At 45.4% G+C, this 25,429-nt stretch carries 20 protein-coding genes; 18 read left to right on the forward strand and 2 right to left on the reverse strand.

The window, feature by feature from the left end:
* The first annotated feature begins 126 nt into the window (after window positions 1–126).
* The gene (locus IGI96_RS12930) at window positions 127–933 is read left to right on the forward strand and encodes a Cof-type HAD-IIB family hydrolase (RefSeq protein WP_015509304.1); all 807 of its coding nucleotides are present in this window, start codon (window positions 127–129) and stop codon (window positions 931–933) included.
* An 85-nt stretch (window positions 934–1,018) separates the two neighbouring features.
* Here IGI96_RS12930 and IGI96_RS12935 read toward each other — a convergent pair whose 3' ends face one another.
* Together IGI96_RS12935 and IGI96_RS12940 are read right to left on the reverse strand one after the other, a co-directional pair.
* Window positions 1,019–3,169 (reverse strand): GH92 family glycosyl hydrolase, encoded by a 2,151-nt coding sequence (locus IGI96_RS12935; protein ID WP_270287960.1) that lies wholly within the window; start codon window positions 3,167–3,169, stop codon window positions 1,019–1,021.
* Between the two features lie 5 nt (window positions 3,170–3,174).
* Window positions 3,175–4,227 (reverse strand): GntR family transcriptional regulator, encoded by a 1,053-nt coding sequence (locus IGI96_RS12940; protein WP_270287961.1) that lies wholly within the window; start codon window positions 4,225–4,227, stop codon window positions 3,175–3,177.
* A 155-nt stretch (window positions 4,228–4,382) separates the two neighbouring features.
* On the opposite strand from IGI96_RS12940, the gene IGI96_RS12945 reads away from it, so the two are divergent.
* The 17 genes from IGI96_RS12945 (at window position 4,383) to IGI96_RS13025 (ending at window position 25,381) form a co-directional block, all read left to right on the forward strand.
* Window positions 4,383–5,672: a glycoside hydrolase family 125 protein gene (locus IGI96_RS12945; protein WP_142967119.1), complete on the forward strand. Its 1,290-nt coding sequence runs from the start codon at window positions 4,383–4,385 to the stop codon at window positions 5,670–5,672.
* A gap of 73 nt (window positions 5,673–5,745) precedes the next feature.
* The gene (locus IGI96_RS12950; protein WP_270287962.1) at window positions 5,746–8,424 is read left to right on the forward strand and encodes an alpha-mannosidase; all 2,679 of its coding nucleotides are present in this window, start codon (window positions 5,746–5,748) and stop codon (window positions 8,422–8,424) included.
* A gap of 3 nt (window positions 8,425–8,427) precedes the next feature.
* Window positions 8,428–9,303, forward strand: coding sequence for an ROK family protein (locus tag IGI96_RS12955; RefSeq protein WP_270287963.1), 876 nt, complete (start codon window positions 8,428–8,430; stop codon window positions 9,301–9,303).
* On the forward strand, window positions 9,296–10,687 hold the full coding sequence (locus IGI96_RS12960) for a glycoside hydrolase family 1 protein (RefSeq protein ID WP_270287964.1): 1,392 nt from the start codon (window positions 9,296–9,298) through the stop codon (window positions 10,685–10,687). Before IGI96_RS12955 ends, IGI96_RS12960 begins: the two co-directional genes overlap by 8 nt.
* 240 nt (window positions 10,688–10,927) lie before the next feature.
* Window positions 10,928–11,809 (forward strand): ABC transporter permease, encoded by an 882-nt coding sequence (locus IGI96_RS12965; protein ID WP_086294872.1) that lies wholly within the window; start codon window positions 10,928–10,930, stop codon window positions 11,807–11,809.
* Window positions 11,810–11,822: 13 nt separating this feature from the next.
* Complete coding sequence (locus tag IGI96_RS12970) at window positions 11,823–12,743, forward strand: carbohydrate ABC transporter permease (protein WP_005225516.1); 921 nt, start codon at window positions 11,823–11,825, stop codon at window positions 12,741–12,743.
* Between the two features lie 27 nt (window positions 12,744–12,770).
* Window positions 12,771–14,240, forward strand: a complete 1,470-nt coding sequence (locus IGI96_RS12975) for an ABC transporter substrate-binding protein (protein ID WP_005225517.1) — start codon at window positions 12,771–12,773, stop codon at window positions 14,238–14,240.
* A 278-nt stretch (window positions 14,241–14,518) separates the two neighbouring features.
* Window positions 14,519–15,139, forward strand: coding sequence for a DUF624 domain-containing protein (locus tag IGI96_RS12980; protein WP_128488191.1), 621 nt, complete (start codon window positions 14,519–14,521; stop codon window positions 15,137–15,139).
* On the forward strand, window positions 15,132–16,880 hold the full coding sequence (locus tag IGI96_RS12985) for a sensor histidine kinase (protein ID WP_438785190.1): 1,749 nt from the start codon (window positions 15,132–15,134) through the stop codon (window positions 16,878–16,880). The genes IGI96_RS12980 and IGI96_RS12985 overlap by 8 nt, the downstream gene beginning before the upstream one ends.
* Window positions 16,873–18,357, forward strand: coding sequence for a response regulator transcription factor (locus IGI96_RS12990; RefSeq protein ID WP_005225520.1), 1,485 nt, complete (start codon window positions 16,873–16,875; stop codon window positions 18,355–18,357). The genes IGI96_RS12985 and IGI96_RS12990 overlap by 8 nt, the downstream gene beginning before the upstream one ends.
* Before the next feature lie 107 nt (window positions 18,358–18,464).
* A complete protein-coding gene (locus IGI96_RS12995; protein ID WP_005225521.1) occupies window positions 18,465–19,064 on the forward strand; it encodes a YczE/YyaS/YitT family protein in 600 nt (199 codons plus the stop codon).
* A 188-nt stretch (window positions 19,065–19,252) separates the two neighbouring features.
* Window positions 19,253–20,473 carry an MFS transporter gene (locus IGI96_RS13000; RefSeq protein ID WP_010747782.1) on the forward strand — a complete coding sequence of 407 codons (1,221 nt, stop codon included), beginning with the start codon at window positions 19,253–19,255 and terminating at the stop codon, window positions 20,471–20,473.
* 123 nt (window positions 20,474–20,596) lie between these two features.
* Window positions 20,597–21,928 (forward strand): APC family permease, encoded by a 1,332-nt coding sequence (locus IGI96_RS13005; RefSeq protein WP_010747783.1) that lies wholly within the window; start codon window positions 20,597–20,599, stop codon window positions 21,926–21,928.
* Complete coding sequence (locus IGI96_RS13010; RefSeq protein ID WP_167822993.1) at window positions 21,925–22,884, forward strand: D-2-hydroxyacid dehydrogenase; 960 nt, start codon at window positions 21,925–21,927, stop codon at window positions 22,882–22,884. The genes IGI96_RS13005 and IGI96_RS13010 overlap by 4 nt, the downstream gene beginning before the upstream one ends.
* A gap of 168 nt (window positions 22,885–23,052) precedes the next feature.
* Window positions 23,053–24,084 carry a YibE/F family protein gene (locus IGI96_RS13015; protein ID WP_375838492.1) on the forward strand — a complete coding sequence of 344 codons (1,032 nt, stop codon included), beginning with the start codon at window positions 23,053–23,055 and terminating at the stop codon, window positions 24,082–24,084.
* Window positions 24,081–24,842, forward strand: coding sequence for a YibE/F family protein (locus tag IGI96_RS13020; protein ID WP_375838491.1), 762 nt, complete (start codon window positions 24,081–24,083; stop codon window positions 24,840–24,842). Before IGI96_RS13015 ends, IGI96_RS13020 begins: the two co-directional genes overlap by 4 nt.
* A 17-nt stretch (window positions 24,843–24,859) precedes the next feature.
* Complete coding sequence (locus tag IGI96_RS13025) at window positions 24,860–25,381, forward strand: GNAT family N-acetyltransferase (protein WP_034857670.1); 522 nt, start codon at window positions 24,860–24,862, stop codon at window positions 25,379–25,381.
* The last annotated feature ends 48 nt before the right edge of the window (window positions 25,382–25,429 follow it).

The raw sequence follows: 25,429 nt of genomic DNA on the forward strand, positions 1-25,429 counted from the left end.
TGAAACGATGTAAAGTTTTTAAAAGACTGACTTGACGGAAAACTTGAAAATAAGTATACTTAATTAATAATGTTAATTAAGTGATTCGCCATAAAGAGGACACGAGGTAGAGGGGAAGAGAAACGTATGATCAAATTAGTCATCACAGATTTAGACGGCACATTTTTGAACAGCCAAGGCAGTTTTGATCGGCCTTATTATGAACAAGTCAGCCAACAAATGAAAGAAGCGGGTGTTGCTTTTGCTGCGTGTACCGGCAAACAGTGTGAACGAGTGGAAGAACTGTTTGGTGAAGCAGCAGCGGATGTTTGGATTCTTGGGGATAGCGCGACCCGCATCAAACATCAAGGCGAATACATCTTTGAATCACTGCTGCCAAACGAATTAGGGCGGCGGATCATTGCGAAGCTCGCTGCGATTGCGCAAGATCATGTGATCATCGCCTGTACACCGACTGCGGCGTACATTGCTGAAACGACCAATGAAGCAGATGCCCAGAAAGTTCGCGGCTCTTATCGGGTGGTCAAAACGGTGACGGATTATCAAACCATCACCGAAGATTTTGTGAAGCTCACTATTTTTGATCCCAAACTACGTTGCTTTGAGCATGTCCAACAGTTAGGTGAGTTTACAAACGACGCCTACATCGTGGCTTCGGAAGCCGCTTGGATCGATATCACCAATCAAGGCGTCCACAAAGGAACGACTGTGGCACACTTGCAAGAATTGCTGCACGTCACACCAGAAGAGACAATGGTCTTCGGCGATGGCTTGAACGATTTGGAGTTGATGGCAGCTGGCACGTTTAGTTTCGCCATGAGCAATGCCTTTGAGGAAGTCAAGGCAGCGGCAGCGTTTGTGACCAAGTCAAACGATGAAAATGGCGTGCTGAAAACCATCGAACGTCTGTTACCGCTACAAATGAACCAATAAAAAAACCGCTCCCTAGCAGGGACAGCGCGTACTTTCATTTGACTGAAAGTAGACTGCTGCCTGTTGCTACGGAGCGGTTTTTTCGTTATGCATGTGGTTGACTGACGCTATAAGGATAGGCATCGGCTGACCACTCTTTGGTGCGAGGGACGATACCTAGCTGGAAGTTCAATGTACCACCGGCAGTCAATTCTTGGTGGGTGAAAAACAATCGCTCGAAGGGTTCTTCGTTCAATGTGATTTTATCCACGAAGAGCTGTTGCGGCGCATTGGGCGTGCTCTTGATCACTAAGTCTTTGCCTGAAGCAAGATGTAGTGTTGCTTGATCAAATAATGGCATGCCGATGACATATTCCCCCGTCCCTGGTGTGACTGGATAAAAGCCCAAGGAGTTGAAAATGTACCAACCAGCCATGCTACCGTTGTCTTCATCGCCAGGAAAGCCTTTGGGCGAGTCATTGAAGCATTGTGTCAATAGCTGCTTGATCAAGGGCTGTGCCATTTCTGGTTTGCCCAAATAGCTGAATAGATACGGATAGTGGAAGCTTGGTTGATTGGAGATCGCTAGCTGACCAAAATCGAGTGCAGCCATCTCGCTCATTTCATGGATCTCAAAGCCGTAGCCTTCTGTCGTATAGCGAGGTTCTTGATTGCACAAGTCGATCAGTTTTGCTTCAAAGGCCGCTTTGCCGCCGTGTTCGGCGATCAAGCCAGCGAAATCATGGTAAACAGCAAAACTGCTTTGCCACGCACTGCCTTCTGCATAATCTAAGCCCCAGCGTATGTCACTGAATTCTGGACGAAAGGCACCATCGGGATCTTTTGCCCGCATAAAGCCAGTTTCCTGATCGAAAATGTTGCGGTAGTTTTGCGATTGCTGCTGATAATAGTCTGCTTGCTCGTCACCCAGCTGTTGCGCGACTTGTGAAATACAAAAATCACTGTAACAATAATCAAGGGTGTGATTGACCGATTCATGATGCGTCAATGGCACATACCCGTAAGTCAAATAGTCCGTCGTGCCGCGCCGACCATAATTGGGATTTTCACTTTGGACGGTGGCGCCTTTTTTCATCGCTGCTAAAAATTCGGGCATCAAATCAGGACGAATGCCTTTTACTGCGGCATCAGCGATCACGGCATCGATCAGCGTCCCTGGCATCAATCCACGCTCATCTGGCGATAGCCATTTTGGTAAAAAGCCGCTTTCGCGATAACTGTTCAAAAAGCCTTCCAGCATGTCTTCCAATTGTTCGACAGCCAAGAGTGAAAAGAGCGGGTAGACAGTTTTATACGTATCCCAAAAGCCGTTGTTTGTATACAGTGGTCCTGGTTTGATTGCTTTTGCCAAGGTATCCCAATGCATTTTGCGGCCCTCTTGGTCGATTTCGAAGAAGGTTTGAGGAAACAAGAATAAGCGATAAAAATTATGATAAAAAGTAGAAACTTGTGTTTGATCGTGATGCTCAATCTCGATTTTTTGCAAAAAATGATTCCATTGCTGTTGGACAGAAGCCAGATAATCGGCAGGAGCCCATTGCTGTTCCCGTTGCAAGTTCAAACAAGCTTGTTCGCGACTGAGAAACGAGGTCGCAAAACGGATCGTCTGTGTTTGGCAATCATCAAAGCGGAGAACGACGAAGGCTTCTTTGCCTGTCAAGGTACCTTCGATCGCCGTGATGGGTGTTTCAAAACGATAGACGAAATGGAAGGTGAAGCGTTCATCTTCGCACCCTGAAAATACGATCAGTTGACCAGCCACTGTTTGTTCATCCAACTGTTCTAAGACATAGTCACCCGGCAGTGACAAGCCAAGACCTGGCTGATCCCCGCAGTTTTCAATAGTCAGCATACCGCCATACATACTGGGGATCAAAGTCGTTGTTGTTAAATACCGCTGCGTCTTGATTTTAAGAAAGGCTGGATTAAAGGTGCTTTCTTCGGGACGATACGAGCTTTGCGCATGGAAAAGGGTATTTTCAGAAAGAGTGCCGTTTATCGGCAGCATCGTCAGATGGCTGAAATCTCCCATCCATGGGCTAGGCTGATGGGTGATGCGAAAGCCCTGAAAGGTTCGATCTTCTGGATGAAACCACCAACTGCCGCGTTGATCGCTGGTTTGCGGGGCAAAGTAATTCATGCCAAAAGGAACCCCTGTATAAGGCAGGCAGTTGCCGTGGGAAAAACTATATTGGTTGTCTGTTCCGTGTCGTGTGTCGATCATTGATACGTTCACTTGGTTCACTCCTTTAATTGGGTTGATTCTCTTTTGATCAAAGAAACCGCCACTAGATGGGTGGTCGTCTCCGTTGGTACTGGGGTTGCTGCCTTCGCAGCGTTGATTTTCTCAATCACTTGGTTTCCTGCCAAGCGCCCCATCTCAGCAAAATTCTGCCCGATAGTCGTTAGTGCTGGATCAACGAGGGCTGCGGCTTGGATATTATCGAAACCAACCAGGGAAATGTTGGCAGGGACGTGCAAATCTGCTTGGCGCAAAGCACGCATCAATTCAATGGCGACCAAGTCATTTTCACAGACGGCTGCCGTGACCTGATGTTCTTCCAAGTAGGCAAGCGCATTTGCGATGCTGGCAGCCGTGTCGTCGAGCTTGGTGCGAAAGGTTCTTTGGGCTTTTTTCAGCGCATCGATGTAACCTAGATAACGCTGACGGACGGATTGCGGATGATGGGTATCACCAAAAATATAAGCGATCCGGTGATGCCCCAACGCAAGTAAATGCTCTGTGGCTAGCTGTCCGCCTTGAAAGTTATCTGGCATCACCGCTGGAAAATTAAACTCATGCAGCTTTTTATCTAAGGTCACGATAGGAAAGTGCTTTTCAGCACATTCGAACAGCAAGTCATAGTAAGAAAACGTATTGCTGGCGTAATAGATCAGGCCGTCGAATTCTTGCATCAGCTCAGCTGCCGTCGTTTTTTCCAAATAATCCACTGGTGTCATCAAAAGTTCAAAGCCGTGTTCTTGCATCACGGGGTAAATGCCTTCGGTAAAGTTTCCTAAAGAGAGATCATTGGCAAAGGGCAAGACAAACAAAATTCGTCCAGTCGCTTTTTTTTCCTTCAATTCTCGGACAAAGCTGCCGCTGCCTTGCACGCGATAGATCAGCTGATTTTGTTCCAGTTCCGTCAAGGCTCTTTTAGAGGTGATCCGACTGACTTGGTATTGTTCAGATAGTTCTTTTTCAGTAGGGACACGACTGCCAGGCGCTAATCGCCCTTCAACGATGGCTTCGTGAAGCTCCGCGTAAATTTTTTTATATAATGGTTGTTTCATAAGAAAACCCCTTTTGATATATCATATTTGTTAGCATACCATAAACCAATAAAAATGAAAACCCTTTAATTATTTTGGAAAAGCGCTAGACATTCAGATAATTCATGATATACTAGGTTCGTAAATTGATATATCAAATCAGGGAAGGTGATGGAATGGTTTATAAAGAAATACCAACTTCAGTAGCAACATTTATGGAAACGATTACGGATCTATGCGGAGAAACGCATGCCGATTGGGCGAAAAATTTTAACGCAGCTTTCGCCAATACACTATTAACGACGGTCAAGCGTCATGAGGATGGCACGACCTTTTTACTGACGGGGGATATTCCAGCCATGTGGCTGCGAGATTCCACTGCACAAGTTCGTCCGTATTTGGTGATCGCCAAAGAAGATGAAGACTTAGCAAGCATGATCAGCGGGTTAGTTAAAAAGCAATTCTACTATATTACGATCGATCCTTACGCAAATGCCTTTAACGAATCAGCCAATGGCGCTGGCCACCAAACAGACGATACAGAAATGAACGATTGGATCTGGGAACGTAAATATGAGATCGACTCTCTATGTTATCCGATCCAACTGGCCTATCTGCTATATAAAAACACAAGCAGAACCGATCAGTTCAATGATGATTTTGTAACAGGTATCAAAAAAGCCTTGGAGGTGTTTGTGACAGAACAAAATCATGAGGAGTCTCCATATCGCTTTGAACGGGATACCTGGCGAAAAGAAGATACCTTGACTCATGACGGCAAAGGCGCACCAGTGAAACCCGTCGGCTTGACTTGGTCAGGCTTTCGACCAAGTGATGATGCCTGCAAATACGGCTATTTGATTCCCTCCAATATGTTTGCGGTGGTGGTCTTAGGCTATATCCAAGAAATCTTTACGACGGTTTTAGAAGACGCAGCGATCGTGGCACAAGCGAAAAAACTACAAGCAGACATTGAAGCAGGGATTAAAGCATACGGGTTGACCACGAACCAAGCTGGCGAAGAAGTCTACGCCTATGAAGTGGATGGATTCGGCAATGGCACCCTGATGGATGACAGCAATGTGCCGAATTTGATCGCCGCCCCTTACTTGGGGTATGGCAGCATGGAAGATCCCCTTTATCTTCAAACCCGTAAAACGTTGTTGAGCAGTGAAAATCCGTATTTCTATGAAGGGAAATACGCCAAAGGCATTGGTAGCTCTCATACGCCAGAAAATTATGTGTGGCCGATCGCCATGGCAATGGAAGGGATGACCACCACTGACAAAGAAGAAAAGAAACGAATTTTGGATCAGTTAGTGGCGACAGATGCGGGTACAAATTTGATGCATGAAGGGTTCGATGTCGATGATCCTTCGCAATACACGAGAGAATGGTTCTCGTGGGCGAATATGATGTTTTGTGAATTGGTTATGGATTATTTCGATATCCGAGTGGAAAAATAAGCAGCACGACCCATCACCATTCGAGTGACACAAAAAGCAGTCCAACGACGCAAACAGCGAGGAGTAAAAATCAATGAAGAAACAAGTTTATATCATCTCACACAGCCACTGGGATCGGGAATGGTACATGCCTTACGAACAGCATCACATGCGGCTAGTGGAATTGATGGATGATCTTTTAGAATTAATTGAAAATGACCCTGAGTTCCACAGCTTCCATCTAGATGGACAGACGATCATCTTGGATGACTATTTAGAAGTGCGGCCTGAAAAACGCGAGGCGGTCAAAGCGGCCATCAAACAAGGGAAATTACAGATCGGTCCGTTTTATATTTTGCAAGATGACTTTTTGATCAGTGCCGAATCAAACACCCGTAATATGCTGATTGGAATGGCAGAAAGCAAAAAGTGGGGCACCCCCGTTATGTTGGGGTATTTCCCAGATACCTTCGGCAATATGGGACAAACTCCGCAAATGATGCTACAAGCCAATCTTGAAAGTGCTGCATTTGGGCGTGGCGTCAAACCGATCGGCTTTGACAACGAAGTTTTACCCGATGATCAATTTACTTCCCAATATTCTGAAATGCATTGGGAAGGTCCAGATGGCAGTCAAATCTTTGGTCTACTTTTTGCCAACTGGTACTCCAATGGCAATGAGATTCCAGTGGATAAAGCAGAAGCCAAAGCTTTTTGGACACAAAAACTGCAAGATGTAGAAAAATTTGGAGCCACCAATCATTACTTAATGATGAATGGGGTCGATCATCAACCCGTCCAAAAAGATATTTCGGCAGCGATTCGTACAGCCAACGAGCTTTTCCCAGAGTATGAATTCAAACACGCCAGCTTTACCGAATACCTTGAAGCGGTGCAAGCAGATCTGCCAGATGACCTAGGAACTGTCACAGGTGAATTGACCAGTCAAGAAACCGATGGTTGGTATACTCTAGCCAATACCGCCTCTTCCCGAGTTTATCTAAAACAATGGAATACAAAGGTTTCCCGCCAATTAGAAAATGTTGCGGAGCCATTAGCAACTATGGCTTATGAAGCAAGCGGCAGCTATCCTCACGATATGTTGGATCATGCGTGGAAAACCCTGATGCAAAATCATCCTCACGACAGTATCTGCGGCTGTTCAGTGGACGAAGTACACCGAGAAATGATGCCGCGCTTTGAAAAAGCCAATGAAATCGGCAAGTTCGTGGCAGATGAAGCGTTACGCAATTTAGTAGCCGCCATCGACACGAGCCAGTTTCCTGAGGAGAGTCGCCCCTTCGTGGTCTTCAACACCACTGGCAGCACCCGTTCTGGTTTAGTGGAAGTCGTGATCGAACTTGAGCGTAAAACATTCCGTGAAGGATTGCCAAGCAAGCTTTACCACGAATTGTTGGCGAAGCCAAAAGGTTCTTATTCGGTGATCGATGAACAGGGGAACCCTGTTGCTGCGATCATCAGTGAAGAAGAGGTCCTTTTTGACTATGAATTGCCTAAAGATGCTTTTCGGATTCCTTTCATGAAACGCTTTGTCAAGGTCCAAGTTGAAGCAAACCAGTTGCCAGAATTTTCATGGCAGACCTTTGCCCTAGTAGAAAAAGCCGCTACGCCAGTAGAGAGCGCCCCGATCGTTTCAGAAGGAGGGCGCAAACTTGCCAACGCACATTTGGAAGCCGTCATTACTGAAAACGGCAGCTTGACGATTACAGACAAAGTAACCCAAAAAACGTATCGCAATTTACTGGTTTTCGAGGATGTGGGGGATATCGCCAATGAGTACATCTTCAAACAACCAGAAGGGGATCAAGCAATCTTATCGACACAATTTCCGCATCACGTGACGATCGAACAAAACGATCCACTGGTGGGGATCGTGCGACTGACGCAAGAATTGCAGATTCCCGTTTCAGCAGATGACCGTTTGTTAGAAGAACAAAAAGCTGTCGTCGATTTCCGTTTCCGTAAGGCACAGCGGAGTCAAGAATTGGTTGCTTTCAAGATCGAGACGGAGATCCGTTTAGAACGAACCAGCAACCGCCTGGCATTTAAAACCACCGTCAACAACCAAAGCAAAGATCACCGACTGCGAGTGTTATTCCCAACAGGGATCATCACGGATTTCCATGAAGCTGACAGCATTTATGAAGTCGTAAAACGGCCGAATCAGGTTTCCAGTCATTGGGAAAACCCAACAAATCCGCAGCATCAGCACGCCTTTGTCAACTTGCATGATGAAACTAGCGGCATGACGGTTTCTAATTTTGGTTTGAACGAATATGAAATCGTGAAGGATCAGATCTGCTTGACCTTGTTGCGCTGTACGGGAGAGCTAGGCGATTGGGGCTACTTCCCAACACCAGAAGCGCAATGCTTAGGCAGCCACACCTTTGAATACGGCGTAGCCTGTCATGGGGCTCCTGTAGAACGTTATGAAACGTATCGCCAAGCACAAGCTACCCAAGTTCCTTGGACGGCAAGTCAGACCGACAAGCATCAAGGCAAGCTAGCCAGCAGCAACCAATACATGGAAGCTCATGGAACGACGGTAGCTATCACCGCCTTAAAACGCAATCGCCAAGACCAGCAGATCGTTTTGCGGGGCTATAATTTGGCGGATCAAGCCACTGCCTTTCACGTGCAAAAAGAGCAGGCGACGCTCTGTCTGTTGAACCTTTTAGAGGAAGAACAAGCATCGACCGTCAATGAGCAATTACACCCATATGAAATTCGTACCATTGGAGTAAAGGAGTGAGTAATGATGGTTTATGGAGGAATTGAAGCCGGCGGCACAAAAATGATCTGTGCCGTTGCCGATGACCAGTTGACGATCATCGCCCAAGAGTCGATCCCAACGACAACACCAGAGGAAACGTTAGCGGCGATCTTTGCCTTTTTCGATCCCTACAATCTCGTGTCATTAGGGGTCGGTTCCTTTGGTCCGATCGGGATCGATCCAACCCAAGCGACCTATGGCCACATACTAGCGACGCCGAAACAGGGCTGGCAGCAGTTCGATTTTCTCGGTGCATTGAAGAAGCGCTACCCAGAGACAGCATTTGCTTGGACAACAGATGTCAATGCTGCCGCTTATGGGGAATTACGCCAAGGAGCTGCGCAAGGCAAAGACAGCTGTGTCTATTTGACAGTAGGAACCGGCATTGGCGCAGGAGTCGTTCGTGAAGGAAAGATTTTCGAGGGGATCGGTCATCCAGAAATCGGTCATACCTATGTCAAACGCCACAGTGAAGATACGTATGCTGGTACATGCCCGTATCACGGCGACTGTCTGGAAGGATTAGCCGCAGGGCCTTCTTTAGAAGGACGTACGGGGATCAAAGGACAAGACTTGCCGCAAGCGCACGAGATTTGGGGGTTGCAGGCCTTTTATCTAGGGCAAGCGCTGGTCAATATCACGTTGACCTTAGCACCTGAGAAAATCATTTTAGGCGGTGGGGTCATGAATCAGCCGCATCTACTCGCTCAAATCCAACAAGCCTTCCAAAAACAAATGGCAGGCTATATGGAGACACCACCAGTGGAAGACTACATCGTCACTTGGGGCTTGCCGAACAAAAGCGGGATTATCGGCTGTCTCTTGTTAGGCAAAGAGCAGGTGACTGCCCATGACTAACCTGTATTTTCCTAAAGATTTTTGGTGGGGAGCTGCTGCCAGCGGTCCGCAAACTGAAGGACGAACGGCCGATGATGGCAAAGGTGATTCGATTTGGGACTATTGGTACGCAACGGAGCCAGAACGTTTTTATCAAAAACGGGGACCAAAAGATACCGTCCAGCTGCTGCAGCGTTACCCAGAAGATGTGGCGTTGATGAAAGAGATCGGCTTTAATTCTTTTCGAACCTCGATCCAGTGGAGTCGCTTGCTGCCAGAAGGAAGAGGAGCGGTCAATCAACAAGCGGTTGCGTTTTATCGCGAGTACTTCGCCACTTTGATCGAAAATGGCATCGAACCCTTCATCAATTTGTATCATTTTGATATGCCGATGGCACTGCAAAAAGAAGGCGGCTGGCTCAATCGCGAGACTGTCACAGCATTTGCAGATTATGCCGCTTTGTGTTTTGAGTTGTTCGGTGATCAAGTCCGTTATTGGTTCACGCAAAATGAACCGATCGTGCCAGTGGAGATGGGGTATTTGTATCAACAGCATTACCCAGCAGAAATCAACTTGGCACATGCGGTGCAAGTCGGCTACCATGAAGCACTCGCCAGCTCCTTAGCGATCCATCGCTTCCGTCAATCTCAGCAATCAGGCGAAATCGGCATCATCTTGAATTTGACACCGACTTATCCGAAAGATCCGAACGATGAAAAAGATGTCCAAGCTGCGCAACTGGCAGATGCTTTTTTTAACCGATCCTTCTTAGATCCAGCGGTCAAAGGCACCTTTCCTGTAGAATTGATCGCTGTCTTAAACGAGTTGGCGATCATGCCAGAAACCAGAGCAGAAGATTTGCAGATCATTAAAGAAAACACGGTCGATCTCTTGGGGGTCAACTATTATCAGCCACGGCGGGTGCAGCAAAAGCGTTCTGCCAAAACAGCGGACACACCAATGCCAGAAGATTACTTCGATGTGTATGATTGGCCAGAAAAGAAAATCAATCCCCATCGAGGCTGGGAGATCTATGAACGAGGCATCTATGATACCTTGATCAACCTACGAGACAACTACGGCAATATCCCCTGTTATATTTCAGAAAACGGCATGGGGGTCGAAGATGAAACACGCTTTATCGATGCCAGCGGTCAGATCCAAGATGAGTACCGCATCACCTTTATCAAAGATCATTTGCGGTATGTTCACCAAGCGATACAAGAAGGCAGCCAGTGCCGCGGGTATCACATGTGGACCTGCATGGACAATTGGTCTTGGCTGAATGAATTCAAAAATCGTTACGGGTTTATTGCTGTCGATTTGGCTACCCAAAAACGGACCATCAAAAAGTCTGGTGAGTGGTTCCACGAAGTGATTCTACAAAACGGCTTTGTCGACTGATCATTCATAAAAAACAAATCAATGAAGCGTCCTATCTTGCAAAAGGTAGGACGTTTTTCAGGTTTTTAGAGAATAAAAACAAAATATAAACAAAGACCTTTAATTTGTTTCATTTTATCTTTAGTTTGTTCCTTATTTTTTAGGGATGAAAGCGTTATTCTAGTAGCATGAAGGAGATGATGAGATGTGAAGAAAAAGGGGTTTTGGAGGAATGTCTGGCAATACAAAGCATTGATATTGATGGCTTTGCCAGGTGTTGTCTGGTTTATCTTTTTTTTCTATATACCTGTATTCGCAAATGTGGTGGCGTTCAAAGATTTCCACATTTCACCAGACGGCTTTTTTGCCAGTTTGAAACAAAGCCCATGGGTCGGCTTTGATAACTTTAAATTTTTATTTGCATCCAATGATGCTTGGCTGATCACTAGAAATACCCTACTCTACAATATCGTATTTTTAGCATTCAACCTATTCTTTGCGATTGCCTTTGCCATTATTATGAGTGAGCTGCGCAATAAGCGCTTGGTAAAAGTGTATCACACGATGTCCCTGTTGCCGTACTTCCTTTCTTGGGTGGTTATTTCGTACTTTGTCTATGCCTTTTTGAGTCCAGACAAAGGGATCATCAACCAATGGATCACGGGTATGGGCGGTGAAGGAATCAACTGGTATGCTGATCCGAAATGGTGGCCGTTTATTTTCGTCTTTATGAATGTCTGGAAGAGCTTAGGCTACAACAGCATCATCTATTATGCGTCAGTGGTCGGGATCGATCAGACGTATTACGAAGCCGCGATGGTCGATGGCGCCAGCAAATGGCAGCAGATCAAAAATGTGACGTTGCCACAGCTGATTCCAATGATTTCTGTTTTGTTGATTTTGAACATCGGTGGGATCTTCCGTGCCGACTTCGGACTTTTCTATCAAGTCCCACGAAACTCTGGGGCGTTGTACCAAGTCACCTCCGTTTTAGATACGTACATTTATAATGGACTGACTGCCACAGGCGACTTCGGGATGACCGCAGCTGCTGGCCTTTATCAATCAGTGGTTGGGGCATTATTATTACTAACAGCGAATTTGGTTGTTCGTAAACTAGAACCAGATTCAGCATTATTCTAAGGAGGATGGATAAATGAAGAAAAAAGTAACGAAAGTCGAGATCCGCTCCTTTAACCCAACGGTCAACCTGATTTTTAATATCGTGATCGGTCTGTTCGCGATTTCCTGTGTCTTGCCGTTTCTCTTTGTGATCGCGATCTCATTGACCAGTGAAACCTCTTTGGCAGAAAACGGCTATCGCTTTTGGCCACAAGAATTTTCGTTCGCAGCGTATACCTACCTGTTTAGCGGACAAATGAGCAGCAAAATTTTCCAAGCATTTGGCGTATCTATTTTTATCACTGTTTTTGGTACCTTCGTCAATGCAACGATGACTTCGCTATATGCCTATGTCATCTCTCGCTCAAATTTTCCATTCCGTCGTTTCTTTACGATCTTCGCTTTGATCACCATGTTGTTTGCGCCAGGGATGGTTGCCAATTACTTAGTGATGGTCAACTTGATCCAATTGAAAGACACGATTTGGGCGTTGATTTTGCCCCTTGCCTTAGGGCCTTTTAATATCCTTGTTATGCGGACCTTCTTTAAAAAGACGGTACCAGATAGTATTATAGAATCTGCGCGCATCGACGGTGCCAGCGAAATGAAGATTTTTCTGTCCATCGTGTTGCCGTTAGCCGTTCCAGGGATCGCAACGATCAGTCTATTTGCCGCTCTTGGCTATTGGAATGACTGGTTCAATGCATTGTTGTATATTCAAAAAGACTCTTTAGTGCCGTTACAAGCACTTTTGATGCGGATTCAAAGCAACTTGGATTATCTAGCCAAAAGCTCTGGTATGGCTGCCCAGATCCAAGGCGGTTTGGCCGCTTTGCCAAGCGAAACTGCTCGCATGGCAATCGTTGTTGTTGCAACCTTACCGATTGCGATCACCTATCCATTCTTCCAACGGTATTTTGTCGGTGGTCTGACAATTGGTGGCGTCAAAGAATAATCAAATAAGTATAGGGAGGAAACAAAAATGAATTTGTGGAAAAAAACAGCTTTTGCTGGGATGGCCGCAGCGGCAACTTTGGGAATGGCTGCCTGTGGGTCGAACGGCGCAACATCCGATTCAGAAAACAATGCAGATGGCGTAACGACTTTATTGATGTATCAAGTCGGGGACAAGCCAGAAAACTTTGATCAATTAATGGAGATCGCCAATAAACGCATTGAAGAAAAAACCAACGCTCGCATCGATCTGCAGTATATCGGCTGGGGTGATTGGGATCAAAAAATGAGTACCATCATTTCATCGGGTGAAAACTACGATATTTCCTTTGCCTCAAACTATGTTGCGAATGCGCAAAAAGGCGCGTATGCAGATTTGACGGAGTTAGCACCAAAATATGCCAAAGAAGCGTATGATCAATTAGACGAATCTTATATCAAAGGCAATACGATCGACGGAAAATTATATGCCTTTCCAGTCAACGGCAATATTTATGCCCAACAAGTCTTGACCTTCAATAAAGAGTATTTAGATAAATATGATTTGGATATTAGCGGGATCGAATCTTATGCAGATGCCGAAGACGTGTTGAAGAAGTTTAAAGAAGAAGAACCAAACATCGCACCGTTTGCGATCGGACAAACCTTTAATGTTTCTGGAAACTATGATTATGTGATCGGGAAAGATTACCCATTTGCTGTTAAATTGGACGGCGATACAACGAAGATCATCAATCAATACGAAGATGATGAACAAATGGAAAACTTGAAATTGATGCACAAATGGTACAACGAAGGCTTGATCCCAACTGATGCAGCCACTAATACGACTGGTTACCCATTAGAAGGCAACACATGGTTCATGCGTGAAGAAACCCAAGGACCAATGGATTACGGCGATACGATCTTAAGCAATGCCGCAGGTCATGAATTGGTTTCACGTCCAATCACGAAACAATTAAAATCAACAGGCCAAGCGCAAATGGCAAACTTTGTCGTAGCGAATGTTTCGAAAAACAAAGAAAAAGCAGTGGAAGTGTTGGGCTTGTTGAACAGCGATCCTGAATTGTTGAATGGATTGGTTTGGGGTGTCGAAGGCGAAGCATGGGAAAAAATCGAGGGCGAAGACAACAAAATCCGTCTCCTTGATGGCTACTTGCCAAATACCCGGATGGCTGCTTGGAACACTGGGAACAACATGATCCTTTATACACAAGAATCCATCACAGACGATATGATCAAAGAGCGTGATGAAAATATTGCTAACGCTGAAGCATCACCAATCTTAGGGTTCAACTTCAAGACTGATAATGTGAAAACAGAAATCACGAATATCGCCAATGTCATGAACCGTTACAAAGCAAGTTTAGCAACGGGAACGATCGATCCAGAAGAAAATGTTCCGAAACTAAACGAAGAATTAAAAACTGCTGGCTGGGAGAAAGTCCGTGATGAAATGCAAAAACAATTTGATGAGTATCGTGCAAGCCAAGAATAAGCAACAGGCGCCGCTCACCAATCAATAGATCAAGTAAGCCGGAGGCTAAACGCATCAGGACCAATGGTTCCCACGTCTAGCTTCTGGTTGCTTTTTCTTTAAAGTAAGTAGCGGAATCTTTGATGGAAAAATAACGTTACTTTTGTTTTTTAACCTTCAAGCAGCAAGCATAGTGCCTCTAAAACGTACATAGCATTAAAAGATTCTCAGGTAGCTTGAGTAGGAAGCTAAAATCATGCTACATTTTCGATAGGGAACAAATAAGGGAGGAATTTTAAATGGAAGAAACAGCAAATAGTGGGTTGGTCAAGGGCTTTCGCTTGATTTGGGCGATCGTGAAGTTGAATTTGTTTTTCGTCGTATTGACATTGGCAGGTGGCGGAATCTTAGGGATCGGTCCAGCGTTTCATACCATTAGTACCTTGATCCACGAAGACGGTTTAAATTATGAGCAGCAAAGCTTTCGCAGCGCATGGCGCATTTGGCGCAGCGTCTTTGTCAAAGCCAATAAACAGTTTTATCTTTTCTTCCTACTGACAGGTTTCTTAGTGTATAACTTGTATTTAGCTACCCAGATCCAAGGCTTGATCTGGCTGATGATCTCTTTTGTTTTAGTTGTCGTCAGCGGATTGAGTATCTTACTGTACTTACTAAGTGTGGTTTTTGACACATCCTATGAGATTTCCTTGTGGAATAACCTGAAATTGTCCTTCGTGTGTCTGTTTCTTCATATGGCGACCTTTTTAAAATTGTTCGTGGGGATTGCCAGTATTTTCGCTTTTACTTGGATGATGAAAGGGCTCTTGCTCTTTGGAACCTTCAGTCTATTGATTTTGTGGTGCCACGTGGCGATCAGTCAGGAAAAAACCGTCATTGATCGGGACTTGGCACATGACTAAGCAGCGCTTTCGTTTGTTTAAACATGACTTTTTGATCAATCAGTTGATGCAGTTGTATAGCGTCCTTTTGGTGATCATCTCGATTATTATCATGCTGGTTCTGACGGCATATACTGGGGCAGACCGCTTCAATAGCAGCGAACGCCTCGTGGAAGCTACCAGTATGCAGCTGGATGCATACGTGCAGGATCAAAACGCGGTCGTTTCAACGGTATTAGGCGAATTTACCAGTTCGGATACTGCTTTTGAATCGCTGCGCAATTATTTACAGCTTTCATTGCCAGACTATTTTTCCTATAGTAATGATATTTTTCGCCAGACGGGACAAAGTGTGTATTTGCCAAACATCCTCTATCGCTTGATCCGTAATCATCCTAGTATCGAAGAGATCATTATTCAACTAGATGAAAGCAATGAGACACTAGTGGCAACCCCAGATACCCCTTATGGAGAAAAACGCAGCGGCAAGCAGATCGATTTGAAAAATCGTCTGTTTTTTGTTCGTTCGATCGCCCAACCAAGTAATTATGCGCAACCGTTAGGGCAAGCCTACGTGATTTTTCACTCAGACGATGTCTTAGCCAATCGACAAGAAGACAACCAAGCGCATGGTATTAACAGTTTTTTGTATACCTCCAATGGTCAGCGGCTATACAAGGATGCCGCGAACCTTAGCAAGCAGACCTTAGCGAAAATTGATCAGGCGGTGGCTCATGGAACTATTCACGACACTCTGTCGAAAGACTTTTATATCAAAAAACAAACGACCGTCAGCGGAGAGTTGTCACTGATCTTGTTGTCAAAAGGTGTGATCTGGCGGGATATTTTTTCTAGCGCCATTTGGATCTTTAGCTTTGGGATTGGGATTCTCTTATTGGTCCTATGGGTGCTCCATCGGACCTTCAAGCGCTATACCTCGCAAGTACAGCAGATCGTCTATGCGACGAAAGAAGTCAGTCAAGGGAATTTTGATAAGCGGATCGATACCGCCAATGTCCAACAAGAGCTGAAAGAAATCGCAGAAGCCATCAATCAAATGACTTACAGTATCAACGAGTATATCAAAGACATCTACACGTTAGAGATCAAGCAGCGAGACGCCGATATGCGGGCGCTGCAAGCACAGATCAATCCGCATTTTCTGTATAACACGTTAGAATACATTCGAATGTATGCCTTGAGTCGCAACCAAGAAGAGCTGGCGGATGTCGTCTATGCCTTTTCGGCACTGCTACGGAACAATACGACGCAAGAAAAGACGAAGACCTTAAAAGAAGAAATCGATTTTTGTGAAAAATATGTCTACTTGTTTCAGATGCGCTACCCAGATAAGATCGCCTATCATGTAACCATCGATTCGGCATTAGAACAGTTGGAATTGCCGAAGTTCACGCTGCAGCCGCTTGTCGAAAACTATTTTGTTCACGGCATCGATTATCAGCGCAATGATAATGCCATCAGTATCAAGGCTTATAAAGAAGTCGATCAGATCGTGATTGAGGTCAAAGACAACGGCAAAGGCGCAGATGCACAGCAGTTGGCGATGATCCAAGAAGAACTGCAAAATCAGGAGATCGGAGCCCAAACCTCGATCGGGATCAAAAATGTTCACGAACGGTTGCGGGGCATGTTCAACAGCGCCTATCAAATGGACGTTACGTCTCAGGCAGGTGCTGGGTTTACGGTCAAGATCCGCTTAGATGAGAAACGTTTGCAAAGGGGGCATGAGACAGATGTATAAAGCAATGTTCGTTGATGATGAATACATGATCTTGCAGGGGCTGCAAATGATCTTGCCTTGGCAAGAACTGGGCTTTGAAGTGGTGCATACAGCGAAAAGTGCTAGTGAAGCCCTCGAGTACTTGCAAGAGCATTCCGTTGATTTGCTGATCACGGATATTCGGATGCCAGAAATGAATGGCATCGATATGATCCGCCAAGCACAAGCGTTTGGGAATCGATTTTTCTCGATCATTCTATCAGGCTATCAGGAGTTTGCCTTTGTCAAACAAGGCATGGCGTTAGGTGTGCGTAATTATCTCGTCAAACCTGTTAACAAAGAAGAACTACGCAGCAGTGTACAAGCAATTGCAGCTGAGTTAGAGGAGCAGCAAAAACTGTTGGCAGAAAAAGAACTGTATCAAGAGTCAAGCCTGCTGCTTTGGTTGAATGATGAATTGAACGAAAGCGAGTACCTCCATTTGCTGGCGCAACAGCGGGTGCCACTAGCAGCACCCTTTACCGTTTTGCAGTTCAATGGGACTGCTGAGATCTTACAAAAAATCACGACGTTTTTTCAGCAACACGATCAGCCATTGATCTTACCAGGGCGATTAGATGAAAACCAAGTGATCATTACTGCTGCTGGACCAAGGCAGCAAATCAACGCTGATCTAAAAGCACTGGCACAGCAGCTCAATAGTACTGACTGGCAGTTGATTATGAGCGAGACCATCAACGAGTGGGAGAATTTGTATAAAGCCTATGAAAAAATCAAGCAGGTTCAGTCACTGCAAGCCTTCTACCCAGATCTGTTCTTACAAGAACAGACGATCCACGTGGATATTTTAGAGCGAAACGAAGAACTCCCGTTTCTGTCTTTTAACAAAGCACTGACCATTGGGGATGTCAAAACGATCCAACATGAGCTGGATAAAATGTTCGCTATTTTGGAACAAACCCAAGCAGACCCTGAGCATGTTCGCTATGTTTCGTTCTTGTTGTTCAATGATATTTATCGGCAGCTGCCAGTACTTTCCCACGAAAACCATGAACAGATTTTGGCACGGATTCGTGAGTCTAATACACTGGCAGATTTGCGGCAGCTCTTTGATGATGTGCTGGAGTTGGCGAAATCGCAGCCGCCGCAAAAACGCTATTCAGAGATCGTTCAAAAGACGATCCAGTTGATCGAAGAAGGCTATACCCATGATTTGACGGTCAAATCAGCGGCTGAAGAACTGCATGTCAGTGTCGTTTATTTGGGGCAGCTCTTTAAGAAAGAAACGGAAATGAGTTTTAATCAGTACGTCAATCTGGTGCGGATCAAGCAAGCCCAGCAGCTGCTGCTTCATTCGAAAGCCACGATCAGTGAGATCGGCGATCGTATTGGTTACAACAATACCAACTATTTTTCCAAAATGTTTAAGAAATTGAATGGTCTGACCCCCAAAGAGTTTCGCGATACCTATGAACAGCATTATGAATCCCTTGATTGAATTTAGATTTCTTCAAAAAAAATCTGGTTTTTGTGATTAAATGATAGTAATTGTGACGCTTTCACGGTAAACTAAGAGAGGAAAAATAAAGAAGAGAGCGTGATGTTGTGAAAGAAACCAAAAAATTTGCACAAGTTTTGATAGGTACCGGGCTGATTGCGTTGGCCATTTCCTTATTGATCACCGCCCATCAAGGATATGATACGATCAGTACGTTTTTACTAGGAATTTTGAATTTCGTCGATGTCCCTTTTTGGATTGCCAGTTTGTGTTTTAATATTATTGTTTTGTTGATCGTTGCAGTCTTTGATCGTGCTGAATTAGGCATTGGCAGTTTTATCAATGGGATTGGCTTAGGCCTGTTGATTGGGATCTTTGAACCAGTGATGGACAAAGTATCGATTCATTTGCCTTTTTATCCTTGGATCGCTATTTTCGCTGCACCGATCTTATTTGGGATCGGCGCTGGTATCTACGTTTCTTCCAACAAAGGATCAGCGGCGTTAGAAGCCTTGACTGCCTTGATCTACAAACGAAGCAAATTGACGCAAAAAACGATCCGTATCGGCTTGGATGCAGCCATGGTCTTGATCGGTTTTGCGTTAGGCGCCAGTGTTGGGTTAGGTACTCTCTTGTGTATCGTCTTTATTGGCCCAATCTTTGAAGCCACCATGAAAACCATCGCTGCTCGGAAGAAAAACGCCTAGCCTTGAAAATAAGTCGGAAAAAGCTGTCTGTGAGGACAGCTTTTTTGCTGCTTCCATTTAAGGGAATTATCTGAGGGAAGAAAAATCCTGATTTCCTTAAGATTCTCTGGGTAAAAAAAGTGTTTTCTCCATGGTTACTGTCTTATTGGACTTGGTATACTGATAAGACGAGTAAAGGAGAAGTGAAAATGAAAAGTTATCGTTCGACGATTGCGGCTTGCTTTGTAGGGTACATCGTTCAAGCCGTCATCAATAATTTTGCCCCCTTATTATTTTTGACCTTTCAAAGCCAATACCAGCTACCGATCAGCCAGATTACTTTGCTGGTTAGTTTTAACTTTTTGACCCAGTTAGCCGTCGATTTTGCAGCAATCTTTTTTGTAGACCGCATCGGCTATCGAGTGTCGATCGTAGCCGCGCATTTTTTTGCAGCGATCGGCTTGATTGGTCTAGCCGTTTTTCCCTTATGGTTTCCGACCCCGTTTAGCGGATTGTTAGCAGCGGTTTTGTTGTATGCCATTGGCGGTGGCTTGCTGGAAGTCTTAGTCAGTCCCATCGTTGAAGCCTGTCCAACGGAACATAAGGAAAAAACGATGAGCATGCTGCACTCGTTTTATTGCTGGGGGTACGTGGGGGTCGTTTTGTTCTCAACTGCGTTCTTCATGGTGTTCGGTATTCAACAGTGGCCGATTTTGGCGATCATCTGGGCGCTGATCCCGTTGGTCAATTTGTTTTTCTTTACCAAAGTCCCGTTGGCGCCAATCGTTGCCGAAGGAGAACGAGGGTTGACCACTCGGCAGCTCTTTTCCTTGAAAAGCTTTTGGCTGTTTCTGGTGATGATGGTCTGTGCTGGAGCCAGCGAACAAGCAGTCAGCCAATGGGCATCGACCTTTGCCGAACAGGGCTTAGGCGTTAGTAAGACGCTAGGCGATTTAGCAGGGCCAATGGTTTTTGCCTTGATGATGGGGATCTCCCGCTTGCTTTACGGCAAGTTTGGGGAACGCATCGATTTGAAACGCTTTATGTTTTTGAGTGTTTTGCTTTGCCTACTGGCGTATATGATGATCGGCTTTGCTTCATTGCCATTGATCGGGTTCCTTGGCTGTGGCTTAAGCGGTTTTGCCGTAGGGATCATGTGGCCAGGGGTCTTTAGTCTTTCTGCGCAATACATTCGCAACGGCGGAACGGCGCTATTTGCTTATTTGGCATTAGCAGGAGATTTAGGGTGTTCAATCGGACCCGCTGTCGTCGGCAGTATCGTCGAATGGACGGGACAACAGCTGCAGGTTGGGATTCTAGGGGCGATCGTTTTCCCGATCATCTTGCTGGCAGGAATTTATTTGGTTCAACAAATGCACAAAAAACGACAGCTTCCGTTGCTGGTTTTTCAAGAATCCACAAAAGAATAAAAAAATTTTGGAGCAAATGCCGTCTTTTCATGGTATTTGCTTTTTGTTTTCTGAAATTCCTCTAGTCAAGATAGTTTCTATCCGCTATACTTTGACTTATTCATTTAAAAAGGAAGTGATGTTGTGAAAAGTCAATTGAAAAAAGAAATCAGTTTTTTTGGGGCATTATCGACAGTAATGGGAACGGTGATCGGCGCCGGCGTGTTTTTCAAAGCAGCGGCTGTGGTCCAGCAGACCCAATCCACCGGTTTGACCTTGTTGGTCTGGCTGCTTGCCGGCTTTCTAACGATTTGCGGCGGTTTGACGGTGGCGGAGTTAGCGACGGCGATTCCTGAGACTGGCGGACCCATTCGATATATTGAAAGAATTTATGGAAAATTACCCTCCTTTTTATTAGGCTGGGCACAAAGTATCATTTACTTTCCAGCGAACGTGGCGGCTTTAAGTATTATTTTTGCGACCCAGTGTTTGAACTTATTTCATCTACCCAGCAATTATTTGCTTCCTTTATCGATTTTGACCGGAACGAGTGTGACATTGATCAATCTTTTGGGAACAAAAGCCGCTGCTCAAGTCCAGTCCGTCACGTTAGCAGTCAAGCTGATTCCGATTGCGGTGATCATCGTGGCGGGCCTGTTGACACCAGGGCAAGTATCGGTCTCATTGGTGGATTTTTCTTCCAATACTCAAGGATCGCTTGCAGCTGGCATCAGTAGTGCCCTCTTAGCAACCCTTTTTGCTTATGACGGCTGGATGGGAGTCGGTAATGTCGCTGGGGAAATGAAGCGACCCGAAAAAGATTTACCAAAAGCCATCATCTTTGGGTTGAGTTTTGTTACCTTGGTGTATGTGTTGATCAATGTTGCCTTTTTAAAAACATTGCCGATCGATCAAATCGCTGGTAATTTGAACAGTGCCTCAGAAACTGCGATGGCCTTGTTTGGCAGCTTTGGCGGAAAACTGGTCACGATCGGTATCTTGATCTCTGTGTATGGCGCATTGAACGGCTATACAATGACTGGCTTGCGGGTCCCATATGCCATGGCGTTGGAAGATGAGATTCCTTTCAGCAAGACCTTTGCCACTTTAAGTAAAACCACCAATGCACCCTATGCGGCGGCTTTTTTACAATTAGGGATCGCGTGTATCATGATGCTTTTAGGCACCTTTGATCTCTTGACCGATATGCTGGTTTTTGTTATGTGGTTCTTTAGTGTATTATTGTTTGTAGGAGTTTTTCGTTTGCGAAAAACAGAACCGCAGATGAAGCGTCCGTATAAAGTTCCCTTCTATCCAATCATTCCCTTGATTGCGATCTTAGGTGGCTGTTTTATCTTGATTATGACCTTGATCACTGACACGTGGTTAGCAGTCGTGGGAATTGGCGTGACGTTACTAGGAATTCCCGTTTTTTATGGAAAAGCAAAAGGAAAAGCGAGAGGAGCGAAAGAATGAAGATCGTTGTACTTGATGGCTATGCGTTGAATCCAGGAGATTTGTCTTGGCAAGGGTTTGAAGAATTAGGAGAGGTGACGGTGTATGATCGTACCTCGTATACAGATAAACAAGAAATTATTGAGCGAATCGGCGATGCCGAAGCAATTTTGACAAATAAAACGCCGATCACCGCAGATGTGCTCAAAGCATGTCCGCAATTGACCTACATTGGGGTCTTGGCAACTGGATACAATGTCGTTGATTTGGCAGCAGCGAAGGAACAGGGAATCACCGTGACCAATATTCCTAGCTACAGTACAAATGCAGTGGCACAAGCGACCTTTGCTTTGCTGCTGGAAGTGACGAATCAAGTGGGACACCATAATCGTTCCGTGCATCAGGGCGACTGGCAAACCAGCAAAGATTTTTCTTATTGGCAGACACCATTGATGGAATTGGCAGGCAAAACGATTGGGCTGATTGGATATGGTGCGATTGCTCAAGCAGTTGCCACGATCGCTCATGCGTTTCAGCTGAAGGTGATCTACTTTAATCATCGACCAAAACCAGCACAAGCAGATTGGGCAAAACAAGTTTCGCTGGCGGAATTGTATCAAGAAGCAGATATCATCAGCCTTCATGTTCCGCAGTTTCCTGAGACAGAAAAAATGATCGATCGCACCGCATTGGCACAAATGAAATCTTCTGCGATCCTGATCAATACCGCCCGTGGCGGCTTGATCGATGAAGCGGCAGTTGCTGAAGCGCTGCAAACTGGGCAGATCGCAGCCTTGGCGGCAGATGTCGTTTCAAAAGAACCGATCGAAGCTGACAATCCCTTATTACAGGCGCCAAATTGCTATTTGACACCGCATATCGCTTGGGCACCCGTCGAAACGCGGCGTCGTTTGATGGGGATTGCTGTGGCGAACTTAAGCGGCTTTAAAGCAGGTACACCGCAAAATGTCGTGTAAGCAAAACGAGCAAGTAAAAGGACTTTGACAAAACAGGCGACTAGCAAAGCAGTTAGTCTCGCCGACACAGTAACCATTTCGACCAGTCATCCAGCCTCACAAGGTGATTGGTCGTAGGACTGGTGGTTTGTCTAAGTCTTTTTTTGCTGAAAATGAAAGGAGACGGTCTTGAAAAAGTATTATTATCTAGCGGCCTTTGTTAGCGTGCTGGTCTTGAGCTGGCTGATCCAAACCCAAAGCAGCCGCTTTTATGCACAGCCGATCATAGAAGTACAAACGGTTCAAGTCGCCGCCGACCAGCAGCAGATCCAAGGGATCGTTCGTAACGGAGAAGAAGCGGGGGTACTACGGACAGTCACTACGCAATACACCCCCAACGGTGCGATTCATCCGTTGTATCAGACCGGACAACAGCTGCTTTTGCAAAAAGAAGGGGATGGCTGGCAGGTACAAGCACAAAAACGGGATGGGTATCTCTTTTTCTTCCTTGCCTTATTTTTGATGGCAGTAGTCGCAATTGGTGGCAAAAAGGGCTTGCTGGCTTTACTTAGTATCTTTGTGAATACTGGCTTGCTGCTCCTTTTTCTTTGGTTTCACAAAGGCAACAGCTCCTTTTCATTGGTCTTTTTGATGATCGTTTTTACGATCGTCTCGTTGGTTTTGACGATGGGGATTTCCTATGGCTTTCGTACGATCGACAGTCGCAAAATCATTGCCTCGTTAGCCAGCGTCCTCTTGGCGTTTTTTCTCTGTCGGTTCGCCATGGATCTTTTGCAAGATCATGGGTTGCGCTATGAAGAAATGTCGTTTCTGACCCGTCCGTATCGCAGTGTCTATCTAGGGAGTCTGCTGATTGGCGCGATTGGTGCCAGCATGGACAATATTGTCATGCTGATTGCCAGTCTAGATGAGATCCAGCGCATCAATCCCCAGACTAGCCGCAAGGAACGATTAGCGATCGGTCGGTCCATCGCGCAAGATACGACTTCTTCGATGATCAATGTCTTGTTGTTTGCTTATTTAAGTGGGAGTATGCCAGCGCTATTGTTTTACCTAGCAAATGGCTGGCTGCTGTCGCAAGCATTGCCGATGCATCTTTCTTTAGAAATAGTGCGTACATTATGCGGCGGCTTTGCGCTGGTTTTATCGGTACCGTTGACGCTCCTTTGCTTTGAACTACAAAGGAGGAAAGCAGGATGAATATTTTGTTTGTGTTGATCTTGCTTTTTCTCTTGCTGACTTTCGCTGTTTTTCGGATCGAAGGGCTGTTTCAAGTTACTGGTCTGTTTATGAATGTGGCTGTCTTTCTAGCGCTGCTGGTCCTGATTGACCGAGGGGCACCGATCTTACCAGCGGCTTGTGTTGCCTTTTTAGCCGTGGCGGCGATCACCTTGTTTTTCGTGAACGGCGTCAATCAGAAAACCAAAATTGCCTTTGTCTGTGTGTTGGTCTTTCTAGGGCTTTTTCTACTACTATTTCCGCTTGTGCTCGCTGCAATGAATCTGCATGGGTTTTCGGCAGAGGAACTGGATGAGTTGGCGATGTATTCCTTTGATGTAGCCATCGATTTTAAGACATTGATGACTGCGATCATTTTGATGAGTTTTTCGGGGGCGGTGGCAGATGGGAGTATGGCGATCAGCACTGCGACCTATGAACTTTTTCAAGCAAACCCGCAAGTCTCGATCAAGGCATTAAGTAAAAGTAGTATGACCGTGGTATCAGACGTATTGTCTTCAACGATCAATACCTTATTGTTTGCCTTTATGGGAAGTAATCTGGCGTTGATTGCGTGGTTTCAAGATTTGTCGATCTCCTTTGGTGAAATGATCAATTCGAAGGCGTTCGTCTCAGAATTGGTCGTTTGTTTGATCACGGGTCTGGCAGCGGTGATTATTTTACCCATCACCGCATGGGCAGCGAGTTGGTATTTTTTGAAAAGAAACCGAATGGAATAGGAAGGAGCGCAACCACCATGGAACCACTAATTGAAACTAAGCGATTAGTGCTGCGAGAAATGAGTCATGACGATCGACCAGCGATTGAAAAGATTTTGCAAGATCCAGAAGTTATGATTGCCTATGAAGGACCCTTCAGTGAGCAAGAAGTCACTGGTTGGATCGACAAACAGCTGCAACGCTATCAAAACGATCACATTGGCTTGTGGCTAGTGATTGAGAAAGCATCAGGGCAAGCGATCGGTCAATGCGGGTTGACATGGCAAGACGTCAAGGGAGAAGCCGTTTTAGAAATTGGGTACTTGTTTCAAAAGAACTTCTGGCATCATGGGTTTGCCACAGAAGCCGCCCAGGCTTGTAAAGACTATGCGTTTGCAACGCTGAATGCCGCCATTGTTTATTCGATCATTCGTGAGACCAATCAAGCCTCCATAAATGTGGCATTGCGCAATGGAATGAAGCTGGTGGATCGCTTTGTCAAACACTATCGGCAAGTGGACATGCCGCATCTTGTGTATGCTGTGGCGAAAGAGATGTGAAAAACGTAAGAATGCTTTTTTCGATTTAGACAATGAAACGCCCTTAGA

This window comes from Enterococcus sp. DIV0421, assembly GCF_051713745.1.
GTDB classification, from domain to species: Bacteria; Bacillota; Bacilli; order Lactobacillales; family Enterococcaceae; genus Enterococcus_D; species Enterococcus_D casseliflavus.

Excerpts from the sequence above, each read along its gene's own strand:
- IGI96_RS12930 (WP_015509304.1), top strand. The coding sequence starts at position 127 with ATGATCAAATTAGTCATCACAGATTTAGACGGCACATTTTTGAACAGC.
- IGI96_RS12940 (WP_270287961.1), bottom strand. The coding sequence starts at position 4,227 with ATGAAACAACCATTATATAAAAAAATTTACGCGGAGCTTCACGAAGCC.
- IGI96_RS12945 (WP_142967119.1), top strand. The coding sequence starts at position 4,383 with ATGGTTTATAAAGAAATACCAACTTCAGTAGCAACATTTATGGAAACG.
- IGI96_RS12950 (WP_270287962.1), top strand. The coding sequence starts at position 5,746 with ATGAAGAAACAAGTTTATATCATCTCACACAGCCACTGGGATCGGGAA.
- IGI96_RS12955 (WP_270287963.1), top strand. The coding sequence starts at position 8,428 with ATGATGGTTTATGGAGGAATTGAAGCCGGCGGCACAAAAATGATCTGT.
- IGI96_RS12960 (WP_270287964.1), top strand. The coding sequence starts at position 9,296 with ATGACTAACCTGTATTTTCCTAAAGATTTTTGGTGGGGAGCTGCTGCC.
- IGI96_RS12965 (WP_086294872.1), top strand. The coding sequence starts at position 10,928 with ATGGCTTTGCCAGGTGTTGTCTGGTTTATCTTTTTTTTCTATATACCT.
- IGI96_RS12970 (WP_005225516.1), top strand. The coding sequence starts at position 11,823 with ATGAAGAAAAAAGTAACGAAAGTCGAGATCCGCTCCTTTAACCCAACG.
- IGI96_RS12975 (WP_005225517.1), top strand. The coding sequence starts at position 12,771 with ATGAATTTGTGGAAAAAAACAGCTTTTGCTGGGATGGCCGCAGCGGCA.
- IGI96_RS12980 (WP_128488191.1), top strand. The coding sequence starts at position 14,519 with ATGGAAGAAACAGCAAATAGTGGGTTGGTCAAGGGCTTTCGCTTGATT.
- IGI96_RS12985 (WP_438785190.1), top strand. The coding sequence starts at position 15,132 with ATGACTAAGCAGCGCTTTCGTTTGTTTAAACATGACTTTTTGATCAAT.
- IGI96_RS12990 (WP_005225520.1), top strand. The coding sequence starts at position 16,873 with ATGTATAAAGCAATGTTCGTTGATGATGAATACATGATCTTGCAGGGG.
- IGI96_RS13000 (WP_010747782.1), top strand. The coding sequence starts at position 19,253 with ATGAAAAGTTATCGTTCGACGATTGCGGCTTGCTTTGTAGGGTACATC.
- IGI96_RS13010 (WP_167822993.1), top strand. The coding sequence starts at position 21,925 with ATGAAGATCGTTGTACTTGATGGCTATGCGTTGAATCCAGGAGATTTG.
- IGI96_RS13020 (WP_375838491.1), top strand. The coding sequence starts at position 24,081 with ATGAATATTTTGTTTGTGTTGATCTTGCTTTTTCTCTTGCTGACTTTC.
- IGI96_RS13025 (WP_034857670.1), top strand. The coding sequence starts at position 24,860 with ATGGAACCACTAATTGAAACTAAGCGATTAGTGCTGCGAGAAATGAGT.